We start from the raw sequence: 24914 nt of genomic DNA, 5'->3' as shown, positions 1-24914 counted from the left end.
TCCGCGCGGCCACACCCGGCCACACACGGGTCTTGCTAGGTTCGCCCGCGATGACTCGCACCGAGCTCGAGAACCAGACCCCCGCGGCCGCCAGGCTGCGCACGTCGTGGGCCCTCGCCGCGGCAGGCTCCCTCCTCCTCGCCCTCGGGCCGCTGCTCGGCGTGGTCGACGGGGCCGAACCCGCCTTCACGTCGTGGCCGCTGCTCGCACTGCTGGCGCTGTTGCCGCCGGTCGTCGCGGGCGTGCTGCTGATGCGCGGCCGCCCGTTCGTGGCGGCGGGACTGCTCGCGGCGGCCGGCGTCTTCGCGGTCGGCCGGCTGCTGAGCGACTTCCAGATCGTGCTCGACGCGATGGACGTGGCGAGGCCCGAGCTGTTCCGGCCGGACACGCTGGTCGCCGTGACGCCGTCGACAGGCGTGTGGCTGCTGATCGCCGGGCACGTGCTGGTGATCGCCGGCGGCGCGCTCTCGGCGGGGCGCGCCGGCATGCCCGCCGACGAGTCGGAGCCCCCGACGCTGGTCGCCTTCCCCGTGCTCATCGCCGCGATCGCCGCGATCGGCCTGCTGGGCAAGCCGTTCACCTCGATCGACCCGTTCCAGCTGGACCGGGGGCCGTGGGAACTGCCGGTGCTCGGGCTGATCGGTGGACTGCTGGTCGCGGTGGCCGCGCCGCTCGCGACCGCGCTCGCGGCCAGTTCGCCCGACCCGGACACCCGCCAGGGCGGAACTATCGGCGTCTCGTTGTCCCTCCTCGCCGTCGTGGTGCCCCCTCTGGCCGTGGGCACAGTCGCGTCGGGCCTGAGCATCAGCGCGGGATCGGTCTCCGCGTTCACCGCCGCTCTTCTCCTGCCCGCCGTGCCTCTCCTCGGCCGGACCGTGCGACTGCTGCGCGGCAAGCGCGACGAGACGCACGACCCCGAGCTGCCCTCCACCCGGCGCCTGCACGTGACCGCCGGTGTGTTCGCCGTCCTCGCCGCGGTCGCGATGCTGGTCGGCGCTCTCCTGCCGCAGCTCGTCCTCACCGCCGGCGGTGATGCGCCCGGCCTGGCGTCCGTGAACCTGCTGTGGGTGGCCGGACTCGCGTTCGGCGTCCTCGGACTCCTCTTGTTCGTGCCGTCGGCGGCTGCGGTGGTGCGTCCGGCACTGCTGGGCGGTTACCTCGCCATGCAGCTCGCCGCGGCGGGCATGACCGAGGTGGTGGTGGCGGCGAGCCAGGTGGGTGTCGCGCAACCGGGCGCCGGGTTCTGGCTGATGGTCGTCGAGGCCCCGCTCGGCCTGCTGGCACTCGCCTGCACGGGCCTCGCGGGTGCGATCGAGCGGGAGAACGCGGGTGAGGTCGAGAAGGAGCAGGTGCCGGTGGCCGAGCTCGGCGCGGTGCTGCTCGCGGGACTCTTCGCGGTCGGCGCCTTCGTGATGCCGACGATGCGCGGCGACCGGTACACCTCGCCCACGCTGGTCCCGGACAGCGACCCCGCGGTCTCCTGGGCGCTGCTGATCTCCCTCACGCTGCTGATCATGACCCTCGTGCTGGTGTTCAGGTCGAGGCCCGCTCGCGGTGCCGCCACGCTCGCCGGCGCGGCGCTGGTGCTCGGCGTCCGCGCACTGGAGCTGCCGCTGACCGGCGACCGCGTCGAGGGTGCGGTGGCCGCGCCCGGCACCTGGCTCGCGCTGGCGTCCATCGCCGCCCTGCTGATCGCGGCCGGCTTGATGGGAGCTCGTTCGACCCGCTGAAATGTGTCCTTGAACTCGCGTTTTCCTGCGGCGCGCGCGTGCGCGTGATCGACCTCACCGCAGTTGAGACCGACCTCACCGGTGGTGACGTGCGAGCGGTAGCCGCAGGTCGATAGTGTCTGGGCCCAGCCGCGTCAAGTGGGTTCGCTTGGCCCCTTGAGGACCACCCAGGCGCGGTGTTCCGACACCGACGTCGCAGGAGACCCGAGTGGACCTGTACGAGTACCAGGCGAAGGACCTCTTCGCCGCCCACGGCGTCCCGGTACTGCCGGGCGATGTGGCTACCAACCCCGAAGACGCCAAGGCCATCGCCGCGAAGTTCGGCCAGGCCGTCGTCGTCAAGGCCCAGGTCAAGACCGGCGGCCGCGGCAAGGCCGGTGGTGTGAAGCTCGCTTCCACCCCCGAGGAGACCGAGGAGAAGGCCAAGGCCATCCTCGGCCTCGACATCAAGGGGCACATCGTTCACCGCGTTCTGGTGACGCCCGCCTCCGACATCGCGGAGGAGTACTACTTCTCCTTCCTGCTCGACCGCGCCAACCGCACCTTCCTCGCCATGGCGAGCGTCGAGGGCGGCATGGACATCGAGGAGGTCGCCGCGACCAAGCCCGAGGCCCTCGCGAAGATCGCCATCGACGCCATCAAGGGCGTCGACGTGGCCAAGGCCACGGAGATCGCCGACGCCGCGAACTTCCCGGCCGAGGTCAAGGACCAGGTCGTCGACACCATCGTGAAGCTCTGGGAGACCTTCGTCTCCGAGGACGCCACGCTCGTCGAGGTCAACCCGCTGGTCCGCGACCCGCAGGGCAAGATCGTCGCGCTCGACGGCAAGGTCACGCTCGACGAGAACGCCGACTTCCGCCACCCGGCCCACGCCGAGCTGGTCGACAAGGCGGCTGAGAACCCTCTCGAGGCGAAGGCCAAGGAGAAGGGCCTCAACTACGTCAAGCTCGACGGCGAGGTGGGCATCATCGGCAACGGTGCCGGTCTCGTGATGTCGACGCTGGACGTCGTCGCGTACGCCGGTGAGCAGTACGGCGTGAAGCCCGCGAACTTCCTCGACATCGGTGGCGGCGCGTCCGCCGAGGTCATGGCCAACGGCCTGGACGTCATCCTCGGCGACGAGGCCGTCCGCTCGGTCTTCGTGAACGTCTTCGGTGGCATCACCGCTTGCGACGCCGTCGCCAACGGCATCGTGAAGGCGCTGGAGATCCTCGGCGACTCGGCCACCAAGCCGCTCGTCGTCCGCCTCGACGGCAACAACGTGGAGGAGGGCCGCGCGATTCTCGCCGAGGCCAACCACCCGCTGGTGACCGTTGTCGACACGATGGACAACGCGGCCGCCAAGGCCGCCGAGCTCGCGGCTGCGGGGGTCTGAGTCAGATGGCTATCTTCCTCAACGAGAACAGCAAGGTCATCGTCCAGGGCATGACCGGTGCCGAAGGCACCAAGCACACCAAGCGCATGCTCGCGTCCGGCACGAACATCGTCGGTGGCGTGAACCCGCGCAAGGCGGGCGAGAAGGTCGACTTCGACGGCACCGTCCTCCCGGTCTTCGGCACCGTCAAGGAGGCCATGGAGGCCACCGGCGCGAACGTGACCGTGATCTTCGTCCCGCCGGCCTTCTCGAAGGCCGCCGTGGTCGAGGCGATCGACGCCGAGATCGAACTGGCCGTCGTCATCACCGAGGGCATCCCGGTGCACGACACCGCCTACTTCTGGGCGCACGCCGTCGCGACGGGCCACAAGACCCGCATCATCGGCCCGAACTGCCCCGGCATCATCAGCCCCGGCAAGTCGAACGCCGGCATCATCCCCGCGAACATCGCGGGCAGCGGCAAGATCGGTCTGGTGTCGAAGTCCGGCACGCTGACCTACCAGATGATGCACGAGCTGCGGGACTTCGGTTTCTCCACCGCGATCGGCATCGGTGGCGACCCGATCATCGGCACCACGCACATCGACGCCCTCGAGGCGTTCGAGGCGGACCCCGAGACCACCGCGATCGTGATGATCGGTGAGATCGGTGGCGACGCCGAAGAGCGCGCCGCGGCGTACATCAAGGAGAACGTGACCAAGCCGGTCGTCGGCTACGTCGCGGGCTTCACCGCTCCCGAGGGCAAGACCATGGGCCACGCCGGCGCCATCGTCTCGGGCTCGGCGGGCACCGCGCAGGCGAAGAAGGAGGCCCTCGAGGCCGCCGGCGTCAAGGTCGGCAAGACGCCGTCCGAGACGGCTGACCTGATGCGCGAGATCATGCAGGCTCTCTGACCTCGAGTCTCTGATCTCATACACATAGAGCAACGCCAGGGCCGGATTCTGAGTAGTTTCGGAGTCCGGCCCTCGCTCGTCTGGCGGAACCGGCATGATCGGTCCATCGTCTTAGTAGCGGGTGCAGAGCACTGCTAGCGTCAATCGACGCACCCTGGTTTGAGGAGGAGACCTCGACATGTCCGTGCCTTACGGCGCACCCCAACAGCAGCCGCCGGGTCCGGCACAGCACCAGGCTCCGCCGCCGGCCCACGGGGCCCCCGGCGCCAACAGCATCAACCTGGCCCTGATCCTCCCGCTGGCCGCGGCAGGCCTCGGCCTCGTGGCGTACCTCGTCGCGTTCGCCGACGACGTCAGCGGCAACGTGACCTACCTGCTCGCCGCAGGTCTGCTCGCCGGCCTCTCGGTGCTCCCCAGCACTCCGAAGGGCTTCGTGCCGGTCGCCGCGGTCCTGGCGGCCGTGCAGACGCTGCTGCAGCTGCAGGGCATCATCAAGTCGCCGTCCGTGCAGGGCCTCGACATCGTGCTGCTCATCGTCGCGCTGCTCGAGACGGCCGCGGTCGTGCTCGCGTTCCTGCTCGCCGAGGGCATCGTCAAGTTCGAGCCGAAGCCGGCGAACCCGTACGCGGGCCAGCCGCAAGGGCAGCCGGGTGGCTGGAACCCGCAGTCCGGCGCGTTCCCGCAGCAGGGTCAGCACCCGCAGCACGGTGCGCCCCAGCAGCAGCAGGCCCCGCAGCAGCAGCCGCAGTTCGGTCAGCAGCAGCAGTTCGGTCAGCAGCCGCAGCAGCCCGCACAGCCGGGGCAGCCGCCGCAGCAGACGAGCTTCATGCCGCAGCCGGGCCAGTTCGGCTCGCCGGGCACGCCGCCCGGTGGCTTCGGCGGACCGCAGCAGTAAGGTCCGCACACCGTTCGACCTCAGGGGTGGTGCCGGTTCTCCGGTGCCACCCCTGTCGTATGACCCGGCGTGCCTGCCCTGAATGGCCCAGCCGGCCTGACACAGTGGAGAAGTGCCCGTGCTGCAACGCGATGTGACCCGCGAGGTCAACACCGTGCGCCCACCGGAGTTCTCGCGGTCCGAACGGTTGCGCGTGCTCGTCGCGGCCGCGGTCGGATCGGTGGTCGTCGGTTATGCCGCGGTCGCCGCTGTCCTCGCGCTGGTCTCCGCGACGGCCACGTACGCCGACTTCTCCACGTCAGGAGTGCTCAGCGCCGCCGCGCCCGCCTGGCTGGCGGCACACCACGTGCCGTTGCGCTTCGACTCGGGCCAGCTCGGTGTGCTGCCGTTGCTGCCCACCGCGTTGCTGATGCTGCTGGTCGGCCGCACCGCGGCGGGCACCGCCGACCGCCTCGGCCTCTACGAACCGCTGCAGGCCCGCGGTGTCGTGCTCAGCATCGCCGGATCGCATGCGGTCGTCGGTGGCGCGATCGCGCTGGTGATGGGCGACGGCGTCGTGCGTGCGACACCGGCCGTGGCGTTCTTCGGCTGCGCGGCGGTGTCCGGTCTTGCGGCCACCATCGGTGTCGCCCGCCGCTGTGGCCTGTACGAGGTGGTGTTCGACAAGCTCGACCCGGTGGCGCTGCACGGGCTGCGCGCCGGTTTCATGGCGTTGTTCGCACTGGTCAGCGTTGGTTCGTTGGCGGTGGCGGCCGGTCTCGCGGCTTCGTGGCCGCGCACCAGCGAGCTCTTCGCGGGGGCCGGTCCGTCGTTCGGCGTCGGCCTCGGCGTGTTCCTGCTGTGCCTCGCCTACCTGCCGAACGCGATCATCGCGGGCTTCTCGTACGTCGCGGGCGCCGGGTTCTCGATGGGCGGGGTCGAGGTCTCGCCGCTGCGGTTCGTCGGTGGTCAGGTGCCGCCGGTGCCGCTGCTGGCGGCCATGCCGGAGAACGAGTTCGTGTGGAGTCCCGCCGTGCTCGTCGGTGGCGCGGTGCTCGGCGTGCTGGTCGGCTGGACCTGCCGCAAGGTGTCCGACCGGCCGAGTTCACGGCTGCGCGCGGTGCTGGTGGCCGCGATCACGGCGGGGGTGGGCAGCCTCGTGCTCGCAGCGACGGCCGGTGGACGGCTGGCGGGCGGCGCGTTCGACCCCGTGACGGTGCCGGCGGGCCTGCTCGCGCTGCTCGTGGCGCTGTGGGTGCTGGTGCCGGGTGCGCTGGTGGCGTGGCTCGCCGGCAGCCGCAAGAAGGCCGTGGCGGCGGACGACGCCGCCGAGTTCGTCGAGCCGGACTACGACGAGGAGACCGCCGACCCGGACGTCGTGTTCGAGGACGCCGAGCTCACCGACCAGTTCGAGCAGCTCGAGGTCGTGGACTCCGACGAGTTCGAGGTCGACGAGGACCTCGAGGACGACGACCACTACGACGAGGACGAGTACGCGGAAGAAGAACCCGAGGACGTCGAAGACGTTGAGGGCGAAGAGGAAGACGACGCCGAACCGGAAGCGGAAGAGGACCTCGGCGAAGAAGAGGACCTTGATGCGGAGTTCGACGAAATGCTCGGCATGGAGGCCGAGGAGGACCTGGACGGCAAGCCGGGACGGTGACGTCATAGGCTGCTCCTGAGCTGCTGCAACGACCAGGAGTAGACGCTGAGCACCGAACTTCGGCTTCCCACACCGGCGCGCGTCGTCGTACTCGTCTCCGGTTCCGGAACCCTCATGCAGGCGTTGCTGGACGCCGACCTCCCGATCGAGGTGGTCGCGGTCGGCGCCGACCGCGAGAACATCGAGGGCCTCAAGCGCGCCGAGCGCGCGGGGGTGCCCTGCTTCGCCGTGAAGCTGCGCGACCACGCCGACCGCACGGCCTGGGACGCGGCGCTGACCGAGGCGGTCGCGTCGTACGAGCCCGACCTGGTCGTGTCCGCCGGCTTCATGAAGATCATCGGCGAGCAGTTCCTCGCCCGCTTCGGCGGCCGGATGATCAACACCCACCCCGCGCTGCTGCCGGCCTTCCCCGGCGCGCACGGCGTGCGGGACGCACTGGCCTACGGCGTGCACGTCACCGGTTCGACGGTGCACCTGGTCGACGCGGGCGTCGACACGGGCCCGATCCTCGCGCAGGAGGCCGTGGTCGTCGAACCCGGCGACACCGAGGACACCCTGCACGAACGCATCAAGGTCGTCGAACGCCGGCTGCTCGTCGAGACAGTCGGCCGACTCGCCCGTGAGGGCTGCACCGTGAACGGACGAAAGGTGAGCATTCCGTGACGACTCCTGGGAGCACTCCCGCCGAGAGGCGACCGGTCCGCCGGGCCCTGATCGGGGTCTCCGACAAGGCCGGCCTGCTGGAACTGGCCACCGGCCTGCACGCGGCCGGAGTCGAGATCGTGTCCACCGGCGGCACCGCGAAGGTGCTGGCGGACGCGGGCGTCCCCGTGACGCCGGTCGAGCAGGTGACCGGGTTCCCGGAGTGCCTCGACGGCCGCGTGAAGACGCTGCACCCGCGCGTGCACGCCGGTCTGCTGGCCGACCTGCGCAAGGACTCGCACGTCCAGCAGCTGCGCGAGATGGACATCGCGCCGTTCGACCTGCTGGTCGTGAACCTGTACCCGTTCACGCAGACCGTCGCCTCGGGTGCGTCCCCCGACGACTGCGTCGAGCAGATCGACATCGGCGGCCCCGCGATGGTCCGCGCCTCGGCGAAGAACCACGCGAACGTGGCCGTCGTCGTCGACCCGGCCCGCTACGACTGGGTGCTGGAGAACGTCCGCGAGGGCGGCTTCACCCTGGCCGACCGCCAGCGCCTGGCCGCCGACGCGTTCCGCCACACCGCGTCCTACGACGTGGCCGTGGCTTCGTGGATGGGCAACGCCCTGGCGCCGGACGACGAGGGCAGCGGCTTCCCCGGCTGGGTCGGCGCGACCTGGAACCGGTCGAACGTGCTGCGCTACGGCGAGAACCCGCACCAGAGCGCCGCGATCTACACGCAGGGCGACGGCCGCACCGGCCTGGCCTCGGCGAAGCAGTTGCACGGCAAGGAGATGTCGTACAACAACTACCTCGACGGCGACGCCGCCTGGCGTGCCGCGTGGGACCACGAGCTGCCGTGCGTCGCGATCATCAAGCACGCCAACCCGTGCGGAATCGCGGTGTCCGAGCTGAGCATCGCGGACGCGCACCGCAAGGCGCACGAGTGCGACCCGCTCAGCGCGTTCGGCGGTGTCATCGCGTCGAACCGCGAGGTCACCGTGGAGATGGCCGAGTTCGTCTCGGAGATCTTCACCGAGGTCGTCATCGCCCCGTCCTACGAGGACGGTGCGGTCGAGGTGCTGCAGCGCAAGAAGAACGTGCGCATCCTCGTGGCCGAGCCCCCCGCCCGCGGTGGCGCCGAGATGCGCCCGGTGTCCGGCGGCCTGCTGCTGCAGCAGCGCGACGCCGTCGACGCCTCCGGCGACTCGCCGGAGAACTGGACGCTCGCGTGCGGCAAGCCCGCGGACGAGAAGACGCTGGCGGACCTCGAGTTCGCGTGGCGCGCGATCCGTGCCGTGAAGTCGAACGCGATCCTGCTGGCCAACGACGGCGCCACCGTCGGTGTCGGCATGGGCCAGGTCAACCGGGTCGACTCGTCGCACCTCGCGGTGAAGCGCGCCGGTGAGCGGGCCCAGGGCGCGGTCGGTGCCTCCGACGCGTTCTTCCCGTTCCCGGACGGGCTCGAGGTGCTGCTGGAGGCCGGCGTGCGCGCGGTCGTGCAGCCCGGTGGTTCGGTGCGCGACCCCGAGGTCATCGCGAAGGCCGAGCAGGCGGGCGTCACGCTGTACCTGACGGGCACGCGCCACTTCGCTCACTAGAGTCGCTGCTCGAAGGGGCCGCTTCCCGTGGGGGAGCGGCCCCTTTGCGCTGTCAGATCTTCGCAGCCATCTCTTCGGCGATGCCCCTCGCGGCGGCTTCGAGCTCCGCGACATCGGGGCTGGTGTTGCTGAAGAGCCCCGCGTCCCAGCCCAGGTGGTCCACCTCGACGATCGCGTCGTCCTTGCGGACGATGATCGAGATCTCGGTGAACGCCGAGTCGGTCTCCACCAGCACGACCGCGGCCTTGTCGCCGAGCCCTTCGAGGGGCTTCATCTGGGGCGTGCCCTCTTTGTTCAGCATGTGCTGCGCCACGATCCGGTCGAAGTCGGCTTCCGCCTGCTCCTGCTCGCTGGAGACGTAGACGTCGGTGCTGCGGTGGCCCTTGCCGTCGACGCCCTTGGTCTGGTTCCACGAGCAGCTCGTGCGCGTGCCGTCCGAGAGTTCCGTCTCGCGTGAGCCCAGGCCGTTCGGGTTCGTGGTGCGCGCCTTGGCGAGCGCGGCCTCGGAGACGTTGCCGCACACCGAGGGCAGTTCGTCTGCACGCCTGCTGGTGCCGCTGTCCTTGTTGATGTTGAGGTACAGCACGAGCCCGGTGATGAGGCCGGCGAGCACCAGCACACCGACGAGGATGCCGAGGACCAGTGGCGCCTTGCTCTTCCTGGGTGGCTGCGGCGGACCCCAGCCCGGTGGTGGTCGCTGCCGGCCCTGGTGCGGAGGCGGCTGCTGCCGGCCCTGGTGCCGTGGCGGTTGCTGCTGCCAGCCGTGCGGAGGTGGTTGAGTCACTGTTTCCCCAGTTCGCGGTACGTCGTCGGCCACCGTAGAGGACCTTTCGGACCCGTGTGGCCGTGTCCACCAAAAGGGTGACGCCGTGGGATTGACACAGGGGTGCGTCCACGCGCTACGATCATCTCGTTCGTTCGAACAAGCGTTCGAATAAGCAAGTCGCCGAACTTCCCACGGCGGCCGTGCACAGGGGTGCGCACGGTCCGTGATGGGAGGTGGGTGGAGTGTCCAGGTCGGCAACGGCGTCGTTGGCCGCGCTCGGGGTGAACCCGGCCAGCGAGCTGACCAGTACCACCACCGACCACAGCACGGGGCGGGTCCTGCCGGTTCGCGGGGAACTGGCAGGCCTGCTCCCGTGGGGCGGCTTGCGGCGGGGCAGCACGGTGTCGGTGGGCGGATCGACATCGTTGCTGCTCGCCCTTCTCGCGGGTGCGACCGCCGACGGCTGCTGGGCCGCCGTGGTCGGCCTGCCCCAGATCGGGGTGCTGGCCGCGGCCGAACTGGGCGTGGCGGTGCAGCGCCTGGCGTTGGTCCCCCGTCCGGGCTCCGACCCGGGCCCGGTCATCGCGGCCCTGCTCGACGGCATGGACCTGGTGGCCGTCGCCTGCCCGCTACCTCCCTCGCTGGCCCGCCGCCTCACGGCCCGCGCCCGCCAGCGCCGCGCCGTGCTCATCGCCTTCGGCGCCTGGCCCTCGGCCGACGTGGCCCTGACCGCGGAGTCCGTGAGCTGGAACGCCCTGGACGACGGCGCGGAAACGTTGCGGCGCCAGCAGATCACCGTGCGCAGCGGCGGCCGCGGCTCGGCCGGGAAGGCCAAGCACGCGCTGCTGACGTTCGGTGCGGAAGAGATCGAGCTCCCGCTGGTGGCCGGTGGACCGGCCCGTTCCGACGAGCCGGCTGATGCCGGTCCGGACCGGGCCGACGAACTGGCCGCCAAGCGGGCGGACAGTGCCGCCGTCAGGCGGACGGAGGCGGTCGAGCGCCTGGTCAGGCTGGCGCGGAAGGGCCCGTCGGCATGAGGGAGACGCGTCTGCTCGCGGTCTGGTGCCCCGACTGGCCCGTCATCGCCGCCTGCGCCGCCACCGGCACCGCCCCGCACGTGCCGGTGGCGGTGGTCGACGGCAACGAGATCGTGTCCACCTCGGCCGTGGCGCGCAAGGAGGGGATCCGGCGGGCCATGCGCAGGCGCGCGGCCGAGGCGATGTGCCCCGAGCTGATCACCTTCGAACACGACCCGCAGCGCGACGCCCGGTTCTTCGAGCCGGTGGCGGAGGCCGTCGAGGAGCTCGCGCCCGGCATCGAGGTCGTGCAGCCGGGGCTGGTCGCGGTGCCGGCGCAGGGCCCGGTCGGCTACTTCGGGACCGCGGAGCAGGCGGCCGAGCGGATCGTCGACCACGTCGCGAGCCGCACCGGGACGGAGGCCCAGGTCGGCGTGGCCGACAGCCTGTTCGCGGCCACGAAGGCCGCGCACCGCAACGTGATCGTGCCGCCGGAGCGGACCGCGGAGTTCCTCCGGCCGTTGGGAGTGCACGAACTCGACGCTCCAGAGCTCGTCGACCTGCTCAGGAGACTCGGGCTGAAGACGCTCGGCGCGTTCGCGGAGGTGCCGGAGAACGCGGTGGCGTCCCGGTTCGGCGGGCCGGCGACGAGGCAGCACCGGCTGGCGCGCGGGCTGCCCGAACGTCCGCTCGACAAGCGCAGGCCCGCACCGGAGCTGGCGGTCACCGAGACCTTCGACGAACCGGTCGAGCGGATCGACGCCGCCGCGTTCGCCGCGAAGATCCTCTCGGAACGGCTGCACGAGAACCTCGCGGCCCGCGGTCTCGCGTGCACGCGGCTCGGCATCCACGCCCGCACGGAGAACGACGAGGAGCTGGGCCGGGTGTGGCGGGCCGCGGAACCGTTGACACCGAGGGGGATCGCGGACCGGGTGCGCTGGCAGCTCGACGGCTGGCTCACCCGCGAACGCCTCACCTCCGGCATCCGCACGCTCACCCTCGAACCGGTCGAGGTCGTCAACGGCACCGCGCTCCAACTCGGGTTGTGGGGCCACGACGACGAACGCGCGGTGCGGGCGCTGCTGCACGTCCAGGGGCTGCTCGGTCCGGACGGCGTGCTCACCGGCGTCATCGACGGCGGCAGGGGACCGAGGGAACAGGTCAGGCTCGTGCCGTGGGGTGACGAGCGAACCCCGGCGGCGAACCCGGACCACCCGTGGCCCGGCCGGCTGACCAGGGCGCCCGCGACGCTCGCCGACGACCCCGCGGAGCTCAGGGACTCCGAGGGCGCCGAGGTCGGCGTGACCGGCAGGCTCGAACTCACCGCGAGACCGAAGGCCCTGACCGTCAGGGGGAGAACGCGCGAGATCACCGCGTGGGCCGGGCCGTGGCCGGTCGACGAGCGGTGGTGGGCACCGGATCCGCATCGGGCCGCGCGCATCCAGGTGCAGACGGACGACCAGGCGTTCCTGCTGATCCGCAGGAACAAGAAGTGGTTTCTGGAAGGGGTGTACGACTGATGCAAGACGAGTACTGGGATCTGCTGGAGACCCTGATCCCGTTGCCGCGCAAGGAAGCCGATGGGCTGGAATAACCCGCCGGTCCGCTGGCGGGAGCTGGAACGGGCTCTCTCCGGCAAGCCCTACGAGCAGAAGCCCGACGGCGGTGACGGTCCGGGGTGGGGAAGACACCGCGACCGGTACACCGCCCCACCGGGTTTCGCGCTGCACGCGGACGAGATGGCGGTCACCCGCAAGCGCGTCCCGTACGCGGAGCTGCACTGCCACTCCAACTTCAGCTGGCTCGACGGCGCGAGCCACCCCGAGGAACTGGTCGAGGAGGCGCAGCGGCTCAAGCTCGACGCCATCGCGATCACCGACCACGACGGCATGTACGGCGTCGTGCGGTTCGCCGAGGCGGCCAAGGAACTCGGCATGCACACGGTGTTCGGTGCCGAGCTGAGCATCGGACTGAGCAGACCCGCCAACGGCGAACCGGATCCCGAGGGCGACCACCTGCTTCTCCTGGCACGCCAGCAGCCCGGCTATCACGCGCTGTGCCGCACGCTCACCACCGGACACCTCGACGACAACGCCGAGAAGGGCAAACCGGTCTACGACGTCGACCAGATCGTCGCCGACACCAAGGGCGACGTCGTGGTGCTCACGGGCTGCCGCAAGGGAACCGTGCGCCGAGCGTTGGTGAGAGAAGGCCCGGAGGCGGCGTTCGAGGAGATCGTCAGGCTCACCGACCTGTTCGGCAAGGGACGCGTCTACGTCGAGCTCACCGACCACGGCCTGCCCGAGGACAGCAGGCGCAACGACATCCTCAACGCGATGGCGCAGCAGTTGCAACTCCCTGTCGTGGCAACGAACGCGGTGCACTACGCGACCCCGAGCCGTGGCAGGCTCGCCGCCGCGATGGCAGCCGTGCGCGCACGGAGCAGCCTTGACGACATGGCGGGCTGGCTGCCGCCGTCACCCGCCGCGTTCCTGCGCAGCGGCGAGGAGATGTTCCACCGGTTCCGCCGCTTCCCCGGTGCCGTGCACAACGCCGCGTTGCTCGGCATGCAGCTGGCGTTCGACCTGCGGCTGGTCGCGCCGAAGCTGCCGCCGTTCGACGTGCCGCACGGCCACACCGAGATCACCTGGCTGCGCCGGCTCACCTACGAGGGCGCGCGGCGGCGGTACCCCGACGGCGACGAGAAAGCGTTCCGGCAGATCGAGCACGAGTTGAAGGTCATCGAACAGCTCGGCTTCCCCGGCTACTTCCTCGTCGTGCACGACATCGTGGACTTCTGCAAGCGCAACGACATCCTCTGCCAGGGCAGGGGCAGCGCGGCGAACTCCGCGGTGTGCTTCGCGCTCGGCATCACCAACGTCGACGCGGTCCGCTTCGACCTGCTCTTCGAACGGTTCCTCGCCCCCGCCCGCGACGGCCCGCCCGACATCGACGTCGACATCGAGTCCGACCGGCGCGAGGAGGTCATCCAGCACGTCTACTCCAAGTACGGCCGCAGGCACGCGGCGCAGGTCGCGAACGTCATCACCTACCGCGCCCGTTCCGCGGTGCGCGACATGGCCCGCGCGCTCGGCCACTCGCCGGGCCAGCAGGACGCGTGGAGCAAGCAGATAGACAGGTGGGGCCCGCTCGGCACCACCACCGACGACTGCGACATCCCGCGGGACGTGCTGGAACTGTCCGCGCAGCTGGAGAACTTCCCGCGCCACCTGGGCATCCACTCCGGCGGCATGGTGATCTGCGACCGCGCCGTCAGCGAGGTGTGCCCGGTGGAGAAGGCGCGCATGGACAAGCGCACGGTCCTGCAGTGGGACAAGGACGACTGCGCGTCCATCGGCCTGGTGAAGTTCGACCTGCTCGGCCTCGGCATGCTCTCCGCGTTGCACTACGCGATAGACCTCGTCCGCGACCACGAGGGCGTCGAGGTCGACATCGGCAGGCTCGACCTCAACGACCAGCGCGTCTACGAGATGCTGCAGAAGGCCGACTCGGTCGGCGTCTTCCAGGTGGAGAGCCGCGCGCAGATGGCGACCCTTCCCAGGTTGAAACCGCGCGAGTTCTACGACCTGGTCGTCGAAGTCGCGTTGATCAGGCCGGGCCCGATCCAGGGCGGTTCGGTGCACCCGTACATCAGGCGCCGCAACGGGGTCGAGAAGTGGGACTACGACCACCCGTTGCTGGAGAACGCGCTCAAGAAGACCTACGGCGTGCCGTTGTTCCAGGAACAGCTCATGCAGATCGCGGTCGACGTGGCCGGCTTCACCGCCGCCGAAGCCGACGAACTGCGCCGCGCGATGGGCGCCAAGCGTTCGACCGCCCGCATGGAACGCCTGCGCGACCGCTTCTACGAAGGCTGCGCCGAGCAGGGCATCGACTCCGAGCTGGCCGGCCGCATCTACGCGAAACTGCTGGCGTTCGCCAACTTCGGCTTCCCCGAGTCGCACGCCCTGTCGTTCGCGCACCTCGTCTTCGTGAGCGCGTGGTTCAAGCTCTACTACCCGGCGGCGTTCTGCGCGGCTCTGCTCAGAGCCCAGCCGATGGGCTTCTACTCACCGCAGTCGCTGGTGATCGACGCCCGCCGCCACGGCGTGACCGTGCACGGCCCGTGCGTGAACCGCTCGCTTCCCTGGGCAGGCCTGGAACCGTTCGAGGGGGCGAACGCCGTCCGCATCGGCCTGTCCGCCGTGCGCGGCATCGGCGACGCGGACGCAGCACGAATCGTTGCCGCACAACCGTTCCGCGACATGGAGGACTTCGGCACCAGAGTGCAGCTCACCGCCGCCCAGGTAGAAGCCCTCGCCACCGCAGGCGCCTTCTCCTGCTTCGGCCTGGAACGCCGCGAGGCCCTCTGGGCGGCAGGCGCGGTGGCCGCCATCCGCTCCGACCGCCTGCCCGGCACCGTCGTAGGCGTCGAAGCACCCTCGTTGCCCGGCATGGACGACGTCGAACTGGCCGTGGCGGACGTCTGGGCCACGGGCCTGTCCCCGGACAGCTTCCCGACCCAGTTCGTGCGGTCCACTTTGGACTCGATGGGCGCACTGCCGGTGGACGCGCTCAGCTCCGTCGACCCCGGCACGCGAGTGCTGATCGGCGGCGCGGTGACGCATCGGCAACGGCCGGCGACGGCGGGCGGCGTCACGTTCCTCAACATCGAGGACGAGACGGGAATGGTGAACGTCGTGTGCTCGCCGGGGTTGTGGGCGCGGTACCGGAAGGTGGCTCGGGGGAGCGGGGCGATGCTGGTGCGGGGCGTGGTGGAGTCGGCCGACGGCGTGATCAGCCTGCTGGCGGACCGGCTGCAACACCTGGACCTGCGGATCCCGTCGAAGTCACGGGACTTCCGCTGACCTCAGGCGGTCTGGTCGCTGAGCGGTGCCTGCGCGCGACGCGCGACAGGTGGCCGGACCAGGCGGATCCAGGCCTCGGTCCGGGTCTCCTTGTTCGTCACGTCCACCCGGCGGTACGTGTTGGGGCGGCTCAGCTCGTTGCGCCGTATGACGTCTTCGTAGAACCAGGCGGAGCTGATGATCGCCAGTACCGCGGGCGAACTCCCCAGCGCGCTTTTGAGGACTTCGGAGTCGAGGAGCCGGTAGGTGTGGTTGATGGAGAACCCGGTCACGCCGTGCCGGTCGAAGTTGACCTCGCCCGCGTGGAGCGCGAGCCGCAGCCTGATCCGCTCCCGCGGCCGGTGAAGCCGGTTGTGCGCGGACAGCTCCTCGGCCAGCGCGTTCGGGAGGTGGTCCGCGAAAGGTCTCTTGCGCACGTCCGCGGAGGCGAGGATGAGCATGCCATCGCCTCTGTCCTCGTCACGGCACGATGACCAGGGGATGCCCGCGGTGGCGAAGGAGGCGTGCATGGCCTTGTACATGCCGTGCCGCATCCGCACCTGGTTGATGTCGCTCGGATCGCGCTGCCCGAAACCTTCGATGTCCACGGCGATGACCGTGCAGTGGGCCGTGTTCACCATCAGCAGTTCGTCGCCGCGCGGCTCGGGTAAGAGCCCGCTCATCATCGTTCCCCCTTCGCGCGTTCGACTCGACCGGCGAGTCACGTCTCACGATAGGACGCCGGTTACAGGTAGCGCTACATATTCGGTTACGGTAACCGCACAAACCCCCGGTTAGCTTAACGGCGTGATATACCTGTGCGGTCCAGTTGGGACGGTTGCCGAACGGGGAGGTCGTGCCGATGCCGACGTCGCCAGTCGTCGCAGGATGGGAGCTCGCGCTCAGGCTGAAGGAGCAGCGCGAACGGGAGGGTGTGGACGTCAGAACCATCACCCAGGCACTCGGCTTCACGCGCAACTACTGGTCTGCCGTCGAGAACGAGCGCAAGATCCTCTCCGAAGAGAACCTGGTCAAGCTGCTGGACCTGCTCGACTTCGACCCGCGGGACCGGCAGGAACTGCTCGACCTGCGTGAGGCAGCCAAGGAACGCGGCTGGTGGACGCGGTACGGGAACCTGCTCGACAACGACCTGCAGCGGTTGATCGGTCTGGAAGCCGGCGCCGACACGATCCGCTGGTACGAGAGTCTGCTCATTCCCGGCCTGCTGCAGACGGCGGACTACGCCCGGGCCATCATGACCCCCGCCGTCACCACCCGAACGGTTGAGGTCGACCAGCGGATCGAAGTCCGGCAGAGGCGTCAGGAACGGCTTGTAGGAGAATCGCCGCTACGACTGGTCGCGGTCCTCAGCGAGGCGGCTCTCCGGCAGGAGATCGGCGGTCCCGCTGTGCTTCGTCGGCAACTGGAGCACCTGGCGCGCAGCATCGAAGACAACCGGGACGGACTCGAAGTCCGGGTCATTCCCTTCACCGCCAAGGCGTGCGGGCTGTTCGGGTCGTCGACCGTCCAGCTCCTCGACTTTCCGGTGGCCAGGTTGCCGACGGTGATGTACCAGGAGTCCGTTACGACGCGAGCGATCATCGACGACAGCAGTCAGGTGAGGGACATCAAGCTCACCTTTTTGGACACGCAGGACCGTGCGTTGAGCGCGCAGAAGTCTTTGGAACTCATTCATCAGCGCATCGAGGAGTTGGATTGATCGGCCAGGAAGTCTCGGCATCGCCCCGTTGCCGCCGTGGATGGTTCACGAGCAGCTACAGCAACGATTCGGGCAGCTGTGTCGAGGTGAACCTCGACGCTCGTGGCGTCCTGGTGCGTGACAGCAAGGACCAGCGAGCCGACCGGCCCGTCCTGGGGATCTCTTCGGATGCGTGGAGCTCGTTCTTGAAGCAGATCTGCTGAGTTCCCCTGCCAGGATTCGAACCTGGTCCTCCCGCGTAACAGTCGGGCGTGCCGCCGCCAGCACTTCAGAGGACACGAACTGGGTGGAGCGGAGGATGCAGGATTCGAACCTGCGCAGCGCTCGCGCGCTGACCACTGTTTTCGAGACAGCTGCCTTACCGGGCTCGGCCAATCCTCCTTTCAGGACGCGGAGGGCGCGCGGTTCGAACGCGCGCCAGACGCAATGCTGGACCACGGATCAGCAATCCGGTGCCTTACCACTCAGCCAGCCCTCCTTCGTCCTGCGTGGCTCCCCAGGGAGTCGAACCCTGACCACCGGGTCTTCACCCCGGTGCTCTGCCGGTTGAGCTAAAGAGCCTTGCGCGTCCCGCAGGACGCCTTTCCGTCGGATGCCCGCGAGTCGAACGCGGTGTGTCCTCATCCCAAATGAGGTGGGTTGCCGTCTCCCTCGCACCCGGAAGTACCCCTGCCAGGAGTCGAACCTGAATCTCGGCGTTCGTAGCGCCGCACTCTCTCCATTGAGCTACAAGGGCAAGAATTAAATGCGCAGCAAACAAAGAGAGCCGCCCTGATCGGTTTCCCGATGGGCGGCTCCCTGAGTGGCCTTGGTGCTCATGCCACTACAAGGAGCTCACCTGCGAAAACGGTCGCGAGGAGCTGGGGAGCGATGACGGTCGCACGCAGGCGACGGCACTGCTGAATCGCCGCTCCTGACTCTGCGAGCTCGCCATGACGTTCCCCTTGGTCTCGGTGTGTGGCACAAGTATTGCGGCGGATGCTGCTCGCCGTCAATCATTTTTTAAGTGCGGTCGTAAGTCATGAACGAAACTCCGCTCTCGAACAGTCGCGCATCGGTGCGCTGGAACTTCCTGATGTCGGCTTTCCCGTCGAACAACGGGATACCGCGCCCGAAGACCACGGGGTGGATCTTGAGCAGCAGCCGGTCGATCTCGGGCAGCAGTTCGGCGGCCAGCTTGCCGCCGCCGCACAGCCAGATGTCGAGGCCGTCCTCCGCCTTCAGCGACCGCACGCGGCCGACGACGTCGGAGCTGATCACCTCTACGTCGGGCGGGACGTCGGTCACCTGGGTGGACACGACGAACTGGCGCAGGTGTGCGTAGGGCGAGGCCAGTCCGCCGGGGACCTGGTAGGTGTGGCGGCCCATCAGCACGGTGTCGAAGTGCTGGTGCGGTGCGTCGGCCAGCCCGAACGGCTCGCGGAGCTGGGTCGGCAGCGTCTCCGGGTAGTGCGCGTTGATGCCGGCCATGTGGTCGCCCTCGTAGATGAACCCGTCGAAGGTCCCGTCCTCGGCCGCGATGAACCCGTCGAGTGTGACGGCGACGTAGTAAACGAGCTTTCGCAAAACGATCATCCCCTCAGTAGTTCAACCACGACAACTGTAGTACTATGGCTGTAGTGGTTGTCAAGGAGGCGGCGTGGTCCGGAACGAGGCAAGGCGCACGGCACTGCTGGACGCGGCGATCGACGTCCTGGCGCAGGAGGGCGCGCGGGGGCTGACCTACCGCGCGATCGACGCGAAGGCCGAGGTGCCGGCGGGTACCGCGTCGAACTACTTCGCGAACCGCGACGAGCTGATGTCGGCGGTGATGACACGGGTGCACGAGAGGCTCATGCCGTCCGACGAGTCGGTCGCGCAGTCGCTCGCGTTGCCGCGCGACAGGTCGCTGACCGTGAAGTTCATGCACGACATCATCAAGCGCGCGGACGCCGACAAGGCCTGCTACCTGGCGATGATGGAGCTGCGGCTGGAGGCCACGAGGAGGCCGGAGATCCGGGAGGCGCTCACGAGGACGATCGCCGGCAACATCGAGGACAACGTCGCGTTCAACGAGGAGTCGAAGCTGCCGGGCGACCGGATGACCGTCGTCTCGCTGTACTTCGCGATGACGGGGCTGATCTACGAACGGCTGACGCTGCCGGACGTGGTGGCCACCATGGACCTCGACGAGCTGGTCGAGGTCATGGTGGACCGCGCTATCGGCTGAGCGGGCCGCCGGTGATCGTCAGCGCCACGGCGATCACGACGATGCCCAGCGTCGAGTAGAGGAACGCGTCCATGCCCCGGCCGCGGATCTTGATCAGACCCGCCTGCTCGTCGGTCACGAGGATTCGCAGCACGGCCGCGACGAGCAACGACACGCCGAGCAGCACGGCGCCCTGCCGCCAGTGGTACTGGAAGATCCGCACCAGCCCGAGCGCGCCGACCCCGAGCACCAGTGCGAACGGCAGGTGCTTGCCGGGACCGGACCGCCAGCGCGTCTCGCCCATGAGCGCCTGCGCGTCAGACCGCTGCATTGGCGCGCTCGGCTGCTTCGACGGTGTTGGTCAGCAGCATCGCGACGGTCATCGGGCCCGCGCCACCGGGGATCGGGGCGAGCCAGCCGGCGACCTCGCGGACCTCGGGGGCCACGTCGCCGACGAGGCCGGCCTCGGTGCGGGTGATGCCGACGTCGACCACGGCCGCGCCCGGCTTGACCATGTCCGCGGTGATCAGGCCCGGGCTGCCGGCGCCGGCGATCACGATGTCCGCCCGGCGCACCTCCGCCGCCAGGTCCTTGGTGCCGGTGTGGCACAGCGTCACGGTGGCGTTCTCGGAACGGCGGGTCAGCAGCAGGCCGATCGGGCGGCCCACGGTGACGCCGCGGCCGATCACGGTGACGTTCGCTCCCGCGATCGGCACCTCGTAGCGGCGCAGCAGCTCCACGATGCCGCGCGGCGTGGCGGGCAGCGCGGCCTCCTCGCCGAGCACCAGCTTGCCGAGGTTGACCGGGTGCAGGCCGTCGCCGTCCTTGGCCGGGTCGATGCGCTCCAGGATCGCGTTCGCGTTGAGGTGCTTGGGCAGCGGCAGCTGGACGATGTACGCGGTGACCTCGGGGTTCGCGTTCAGCTCGTCGATGACGGCTTCCAGCTCCTGCTGAGTGATCGACTCGGGCAGGTCGCGCCGGATCGACTTGATGCCGACCTTCTCGCACGCCCTGTGCTTGCCCTTGACGTACGAGTGCGAGCCGGGGTCGTCGCCGACCAGCACGGTGGCCAGGCCCACGGAGCCGGGCAGCGCGGCGACCCGCGCCTTCAGGTCCTCGAACAGCGCGTTCCGGGTTTCGTTGCCGTTGAGCAGCGTCGCAGTCACGTCCTCATCTTCCCATTGGGCAGGGCCGCGACGCCCACCGACACCAGCGTCAGCGCCACGCCGATCACCGTCGGCAACGCCAGGTGCCCGCTCACCGCGTCGAGCAGCACGGCCCCGATGAGCTGGCCGCACACGCCGCACAGCCCGACCATCAGCACGCCGATGAACCGCACCGACGTGATCGCGCCACCCACGCCGACGATGCCCAGCAACCCACCGAGGTACAGCCACCAGGCAGAGGGGAACGCGCCGAGCACCCCGCTCCACGTCACGGCGTTGACCAGCGACAACGCCACCGTGCCGACGGTGAAGTTCACCAGGATCGTCGCCATCGAGTTGGCCGCGGCCTCGCGCACCAGCCCGTTCACCGCCTGCTGCCAGCCCATCAGCAGGCCCGCGACCAGCGGCAGCACCGCGAGCCACAACGCGCCGGGCGACGTGAACTGGTGCGACACGGCGACGGTGACCGCGATAACACCGACGGCCGCTCCGACGACACGTGTTCTTGTAATCGGCTTCGACTCACCGGGACCGACCCCGAGGTTGTCCATGACCATGCTGCTCACGACCTGCCCGATCACGACCGCGACCGTGAACACCGCCACACCGATGGTCGCGACCGCCAGCCCCTGGGAGCCCACGAGCACCGCGCCGCTGATGCCGCCGATGCACTCCCACCAGCGGATGCGGCGCCGGCGCAGCGCCTCCCGCAGTCGCAGCAGGCCGTCCCGCCCGGACTGTCGCGTCAGGACGACCGCGAGCAGCACGAACCACCCTCCGGCGAAGGAGATCAACGCCGCCAGCAGGCCGTTCCCCAGCGATTGGGCGAGCGATCCGTTGACGCGCGCCTGGACCGCGATCGCCACTCCGCCCGCCGCCGCCAGCAGACCGCCGGTCACCTGCGCGGACCGCGTCACAAGGCCTCCAGATAGGTCAAAGGTGTTCTTGATCAGCTTTAACCTTGCACGTCCACCGCGTTATGGTCGGGCCTCCACCGTTCGGCGCAGTGGCGGGGGACGTGTGCGATCCGGCGAGTTGCGGGGGAAGATGTTGGCGTGTCCGAGCCGAAGCCGTTGAACCCTACCGAGCAGGACGCTCTGGTTAAGCAGATCGGCCTGACTCTGATGCGGGCCGCACCAGAGGACTGGCGCAGTGTGACCGCGCAGTACCGCGCCACGGGCCGGTACTTCGAACTGGAGGCCGAACTCAAGCTGCAGGACGGGTCCAAGCGGGCGTGGCAGGTGCCCCAGGAGGTGGCCTCGCTGTTCGCGCGGCTGCGGGCCGGCATGCACCGCGAGGGCCGGGGCAGCTGGACCAACGCCAGGTACCAGCTCGACCACCCCTCCAGCTACAACCTCGACTTCGACCGCGCGGAGCCGAGCTGGCAGACCCCGCCGCCCCAGCAGGCGTACGCCGACGAGATGCGGTTCTTCCCGCGTGTCGAGGAGAACATCCCGGACTGGCTGCGCCGCAGGATGAACCCGCCGACGCCGGTGTTCCGCACGGCACGGGTGTTCGACGGCGCCGGACCGAACGGTCGTCCGTCGGTCAACCGCCCGCCGGTGCCGGAGCCCGAGGTCGCGCCGCTGCTCGCGTACCTGTCGAACGCGCCGGTCGCCGTGGCCGGTCGCGGCTTCGACAACGACGTGCTGCACCCGGACGCGCCGCCGGTCGTGCCGTCCGGGTTCCAGACGGACGGTGTGTGGATCTGGCCCGCCGGGGTCTCCTACTACCTGCGCAAGTACGGCGTCCCGCCCGAGCCGGAGCTGGTCGATCGGGCGCGTGCCGCCGGGTTCGGCCTGCCCGAGGTCAGCGAGGAGTCGAGGCTCGGCGCCGCGGCGAACCTGGGCGCTCCCGCCGCGCCTCCCGGCACGGTCGTGCCGACGCCGGTCGAACCCGAACCGGAGCCCGCACCCGAGGTGGCCGCGACGCAGTTCGTCGCGGCCCCGAAGTTCGAGGCCCCGAAGTCCGATGCTCCGAGGTTCGACGCTCCGAAGGTCGAGGCCGAGGACGAGCCGGAGGAGTACGACTTCGAGCCGATGTACCCCGAGCCGGTCGCGGCCGAGGTGACGACCGAGCAGCCGCAGGTCGCGCCGGAGCCCGACGACCTGGGCGAGACGCTCGCGGTGGCAGCGCCGCCGCTGGCCGGTGACGGTCCTCCCTACCGGGTCGTCTTCGACTCGGACGGTGTGTCGGCCACGGTCGACGAGAGGACTCTGCGCGACACGTACGGCGCGGGCATGGACCTCTTCGCCCCGCACCCGAGCGAGCTCGCGGAAGAGCCGGAGCCCGTGCGGCAGCCGGCACCGGAGCCCGTCCGGCAGCCGGCACCGGAGATCGTCCGGCAGCCCGTGCGCGAGCCCGTCCGGGATGTCGTTCCGGAGCCGGTCGACGAGTTCGTCGCCGAGGAACCGAACGAAACGGCCGCCTTGGACGAACACGAAGACGTGGACGTCGTCGAGGAACCCGAGATCCCCACCGCAGGGCCGGACGAGCCCGTGCTCCTCACGCACCAGCGCGACGCGGAGCTCACGGACCACCTGGACGCCGAGACCGAGGAACGTCCGCGCGACGTCATGCAGGACACGATGGCGTGGAGCCCGGTCCTCGACGAGCCGCTGGAGAGCGCGTCCGAGGTCACCGAGGAGCACCCGGTCGTCCCCGTGGCCGAGGACGAGCCGGACCTCGCCGAGGACGAGATCGAGTCGACGACGTCGTTCGAAGCGGCGGTCGAGCAGGAGCTCGACGACCGGTTCGACGTGCGGCTCGACTCGCACTTCGAACCGGAACCGGTCGCGGAGCCCGAGGTCCTGCCCCTGGCCCCCGTGCCCAAGCCGACGCGTTCGGAGGAGACCACCCAGTTCGACGCGGCGCTGTTCAAGGACCCCGAACCGGAACCGGAGCCCGAACCCGAACCGGAGCCCGAACCGGAACCGGTCAGGCCGCCGCGCCATGTCACGCCGGAGGAGGACCGCGAACTGGCGGGCACCCGCCGTGCGCTGGACGACCTCAACGTGCCGCACGGCGTGTTCCGGATCGGTGGCGAGCCCGCCGACCGCACGTGGTCGCTGCGCCTCGACGGTGACAGCTGGGAGGTCAGCTGGTTCGACCACGGCCCCAAGAACCCGGTGCGGTTCGAGAAGGTCGAGGACGCGTCGGCGTACCTGGTGGGCAGGCTGGTGCTGGGCAACTTCCGCACGATCCCCCCGCGGGCACCCCAGTCACCGCAGCCACCACAGCGGCCGATGACCAACGGCTTCCGCGAGGAGCCGCGCCGTCCCGTCGCGCCACCGCGCCCGCCGCTGCCCCCGCAGCAACCGCAACCGCAGCTGGCTCCGACGCAGGTGCAGCAGGTCCCGCCCGCGCCGATGCCGGCACCGGCCGCCGCCCCGGCGAAGGTGCAGCCGGTCCCGCCGCCACCCGCACCACAGCAGGCACCGGCACCCTCGCCGATCGCCGCCGCCGTGGCGCAGGAGGAACCGTCGAAGCGGAAGTTCCCGATCTCGCCGCTCGCGGGCGAGCCGCCGCTGACGTTGTTCCGCCACAAGCAGATGTTCGAGCTGCCGGCGGGCACCGAGGTCGACCGCTACGGCGACCAGAGCGGCAACCTCGTCTACGTGGCGGGCACCCCGTTCCCGGAACGCAGCCTCGTGCCGTCGTGGATCAACCGCCCGTACCGCGTGTACCGGTTGCGCCGCCCGCTCGAGGTGCTGACCGGCGTGGCCGTGCCGTGGTTCGAGCAGCCGGGCGGCGGCACCGCCTACCTGCTGCCGAAGTCCGTCGAGGAGATGGTCGCGGAAGGCGTTCTGGTGGAGATCACTGGATCAACCGACAACTAGTCCGTAGGCGGCCGCGAAAGCGATCGCCTGCTCGACGTCGATCAGGGCTCCGGCGAGCTTGGCTTGCCGGAGCCCGTTCGCGTCCAGCTTCGCCCCGCGCAGGTCGGCGCCGTCCAGCTTGGCGTCGAGCAGCCGCGCGCCCATCAGGTCCGCCTGGCCCAGGTCGGTGTTGCGCAGGTCGGCCTCGCTGAGGTTCGTCTCGCGGAACCGCTGACCGCCCAGCTTCAGGTCGTGCAGCGGCGCCCTCACGAACGACGCGAGCGTGAAGTCGACCTCGGTGAAGGTGATCGGCCGCAGCACGCAGTCGACGAAGTTCGAACCCATGAGGCTGCACGAGGAGAAGCTCGACCGGGTCAGGACCGTGCGGTCGAAGGTGCACTGCCGGAACGCCGTCGCGGTGTGCTTCGACTCGCCGAGGTCCGTCCGGGTGAAGTCGCACCGGGTGAAGGTGCACCCCGCCGTGACGAGCTCGCGGAGGTCGGCCTCGGTGAAGTCGCAGTCGGTGAAAGACCGCTTCTCCCAGTGTTGTCCGTGCAGGTTCGCGTCGGCGTAGTCCTCGCCAACCTCTTCGACCAGGTTGTCCACTCTCACACT

Annotated in this window: 21 protein-coding genes and 5 tRNA genes; 14 read left to right on the top strand and 12 right to left on the bottom strand. The window is 69.9% G+C overall.

The genetic code is table 11. The features are described 5' to 3' along the window. Window positions 1-50: 50 nt before the first annotated feature. The 7 genes from DFR72_RS10080 to purH all read left to right on the top strand — a co-directional run bounded on the left by DFR72_RS10080 (window position 51) and on the right by purH (window position 8778). A complete protein-coding gene (locus DFR72_RS10080) occupies window positions 51-1730 on the top strand; it encodes a hypothetical protein (protein WP_090067161.1) in 1680 nt (559 codons plus the stop codon). 208 nt (window positions 1731-1938) lie between these two features. Further along, window positions 1939-3105 (top strand): ADP-forming succinate--CoA ligase subunit beta, encoded by a 1167-nt coding sequence (sucC, locus tag DFR72_RS10075; RefSeq protein ID WP_090067162.1) that lies wholly within the window; start codon window positions 1939-1941, stop codon window positions 3103-3105. 5 nt (window positions 3106-3110) lie between these two features. Beyond that, entirely contained in the window at window positions 3111-3998 is an 888-nt protein-coding gene (gene sucD / locus DFR72_RS10070; protein ID WP_090067163.1) for a succinate--CoA ligase subunit alpha, read from the top strand. 178 nt (window positions 3999-4176) lie between these two features. After that, window positions 4177-4893, top strand: coding sequence for a DUF5336 domain-containing protein (locus tag DFR72_RS10065; protein WP_090067164.1), 717 nt, complete (start codon window positions 4177-4179; stop codon window positions 4891-4893). Between the two features lie 118 nt (window positions 4894-5011). After that, window positions 5012-6535: a cell division protein PerM gene (locus DFR72_RS10060; protein WP_245982724.1), complete on the top strand. Its 1524-nt coding sequence runs from the start codon at window positions 5012-5014 to the stop codon at window positions 6533-6535. Between the two features lie 45 nt (window positions 6536-6580). Beyond that, window positions 6581-7198, top strand: coding sequence for a phosphoribosylglycinamide formyltransferase (gene purN, locus DFR72_RS10055; protein ID WP_090067166.1), 618 nt, complete (start codon window positions 6581-6583; stop codon window positions 7196-7198). Beyond that, complete coding sequence (purH, locus tag DFR72_RS10050; protein WP_090067167.1) at window positions 7195-8778, top strand: bifunctional phosphoribosylaminoimidazolecarboxamide formyltransferase/IMP cyclohydrolase; 1584 nt, start codon at window positions 7195-7197, stop codon at window positions 8776-8778. Before purN ends, purH begins: the two co-directional genes overlap by 4 nt. A gap of 52 nt (window positions 8779-8830) precedes the next feature. Here the strand turns inward: purH and DFR72_RS10045 are convergent, their stop codons facing one another. Beyond that, window positions 8831-9562 carry a hypothetical protein gene (locus tag DFR72_RS10045; protein WP_143086784.1) on the bottom strand — a complete coding sequence of 244 codons (732 nt, stop codon included), beginning with the start codon at window positions 9560-9562 and terminating at the stop codon, window positions 8831-8833. A gap of 224 nt (window positions 9563-9786) precedes the next feature. Here DFR72_RS10045 and DFR72_RS10040 point away from each other — a divergent pair, with 224 nt between their 5' ends. From DFR72_RS10040 to DFR72_RS10030, 3 genes are read left to right on the top strand one after another with little or no spacing between them, the layout of a single operon-like run. Beyond that, entirely contained in the window at window positions 9787-10581 is a 795-nt protein-coding gene (locus tag DFR72_RS10040; protein WP_177224583.1) for a hypothetical protein, read from the top strand. Beyond that, window positions 10578-12080, top strand: a complete 1503-nt coding sequence (locus tag DFR72_RS10035) for a DNA polymerase Y family protein (RefSeq protein ID WP_177224584.1) — start codon at window positions 10578-10580, stop codon at window positions 12078-12080. Before DFR72_RS10040 ends, DFR72_RS10035 begins: the two co-directional genes overlap by 4 nt. 60 nt (window positions 12081-12140) lie before the next feature. Continuing rightward, window positions 12141-15428 carry an error-prone DNA polymerase gene (locus tag DFR72_RS10030; protein ID WP_090067169.1) on the top strand — a complete coding sequence of 1096 codons (3288 nt, stop codon included), beginning with the start codon at window positions 12141-12143 and terminating at the stop codon, window positions 15426-15428. A gap of 2 nt (window positions 15429-15430) precedes the next feature. Here DFR72_RS10030 and DFR72_RS10025 read toward each other — a convergent pair whose 3' ends face one another. Continuing rightward, the gene (locus tag DFR72_RS10025; RefSeq protein WP_143086785.1) at window positions 15431-16090 is read right to left on the bottom strand and encodes a nucleotidyl cyclase domain-containing protein; all 660 of its coding nucleotides are present in this window, start codon (window positions 16088-16090) and stop codon (window positions 15431-15433) included. 179 nt (window positions 16091-16269) lie between these two features. Between DFR72_RS10025 and DFR72_RS10020 the strand changes: the two genes are divergently transcribed. Both DFR72_RS10020 and DFR72_RS47445 read left to right on the top strand, forming a co-directional pair. Beyond that, the gene (locus tag DFR72_RS10020; protein ID WP_245982722.1) at window positions 16270-17127 is read left to right on the top strand and encodes a Scr1 family TA system antitoxin-like transcriptional regulator; all 858 of its coding nucleotides are present in this window, start codon (window positions 16270-16272) and stop codon (window positions 17125-17127) included. Next, a complete protein-coding gene (locus DFR72_RS47445; protein ID WP_256239418.1) occupies window positions 17124-17330 on the top strand; it encodes a DUF397 domain-containing protein in 207 nt (68 codons plus the stop codon). The genes DFR72_RS10020 and DFR72_RS47445 overlap by 4 nt, the downstream gene beginning before the upstream one ends. 1 nt (window position 17331) lies before the next feature. Here the strand turns inward: DFR72_RS47445 and DFR72_RS10010 are convergent. From DFR72_RS10010 to DFR72_RS09985, 6 genes are all read right to left on the bottom strand, one after another. Beyond that, a tRNA-Asn gene (locus tag DFR72_RS10010) sits at window positions 17332-17403 on the bottom strand. A 16-nt stretch (window positions 17404-17419) separates the two neighbouring features. Continuing rightward, window positions 17420-17508: transfer RNA gene (locus tag DFR72_RS10005), tRNA-Ser, on the bottom strand. A gap of 10 nt (window positions 17509-17518) precedes the next feature. Then, a tRNA-Ser gene (locus DFR72_RS10000) sits at window positions 17519-17605 on the bottom strand. 11 nt (window positions 17606-17616) lie between these two features. After that, window positions 17617-17688 (bottom strand) — tRNA-Phe (locus DFR72_RS09995). A 103-nt stretch (window positions 17689-17791) separates the two neighbouring features. Beyond that, a tRNA-Arg gene (locus tag DFR72_RS09990) sits at window positions 17792-17863 on the bottom strand. A 266-nt stretch (window positions 17864-18129) separates the two neighbouring features. Beyond that, complete coding sequence (locus tag DFR72_RS09985) at window positions 18130-18702, bottom strand: dihydrofolate reductase family protein (protein WP_342768635.1); 573 nt, start codon at window positions 18700-18702, stop codon at window positions 18130-18132. 64 nt (window positions 18703-18766) lie between these two features. On the opposite strand from DFR72_RS09985, the gene DFR72_RS09980 reads away from it, so the two are divergent. After that, entirely contained in the window at window positions 18767-19336 is a 570-nt protein-coding gene (locus tag DFR72_RS09980; RefSeq protein WP_090067171.1) for a TetR/AcrR family transcriptional regulator, read from the top strand. Here the strand turns inward: DFR72_RS09980 and DFR72_RS09975 are convergent. The 3 genes from DFR72_RS09975 to DFR72_RS09965 are packed head-to-tail and all read right to left on the bottom strand — an operon-like array spanning window position 19326 to window position 21398. Continuing rightward, window positions 19326-19646 (bottom strand): DUF3017 domain-containing protein, encoded by a 321-nt coding sequence (locus DFR72_RS09975; protein WP_425459877.1) that lies wholly within the window; start codon window positions 19644-19646, stop codon window positions 19326-19328. The two genes, DFR72_RS09980 and DFR72_RS09975, sit on opposite strands and share 11 nt — an antisense overlap. Continuing rightward, the gene (locus DFR72_RS09970) at window positions 19633-20481 is read right to left on the bottom strand and encodes a bifunctional methylenetetrahydrofolate dehydrogenase/methenyltetrahydrofolate cyclohydrolase (protein WP_090067172.1); all 849 of its coding nucleotides are present in this window, start codon (window positions 20479-20481) and stop codon (window positions 19633-19635) included. Before DFR72_RS09970 ends, DFR72_RS09975 begins: the two co-directional genes overlap by 14 nt. Continuing rightward, a complete protein-coding gene (locus DFR72_RS09965) occupies window positions 20478-21398 on the bottom strand; it encodes a DMT family transporter (RefSeq protein WP_245982719.1) in 921 nt (306 codons plus the stop codon). Before DFR72_RS09965 ends, DFR72_RS09970 begins: the two co-directional genes overlap by 4 nt. A 138-nt stretch (window positions 21399-21536) precedes the next feature. Here DFR72_RS09965 and DFR72_RS47440 point away from each other — a divergent pair, with 138 nt between their 5' ends. Beyond that, the gene (locus DFR72_RS47440) at window positions 21537-24320 is read left to right on the top strand and encodes a TNT domain-containing protein (protein WP_090067174.1); all 2784 of its coding nucleotides are present in this window, start codon (window positions 21537-21539) and stop codon (window positions 24318-24320) included. On the opposite strand, the gene DFR72_RS09955 is transcribed toward DFR72_RS47440, so the two are convergent. Next, on the bottom strand, window positions 24306-24905 hold the full coding sequence (locus DFR72_RS09955) for a pentapeptide repeat-containing protein (RefSeq protein WP_425459876.1): 600 nt from the start codon (window positions 24903-24905) through the stop codon (window positions 24306-24308). The two genes, DFR72_RS47440 and DFR72_RS09955, sit on opposite strands and share 15 nt — an antisense overlap. Window positions 24906-24914 lie beyond the last annotated feature (9 nt).

Origin of the sequence: Lentzea flaviverrucosa, assembly GCF_003350445.1 — a bacterium.
Lineage (GTDB): Bacteria > Actinomycetota > Actinomycetes > Mycobacteriales > Pseudonocardiaceae > Lentzea > Lentzea californiensis.
This window is presented reverse-complemented; position numbering and strand designations above follow the sequence as displayed.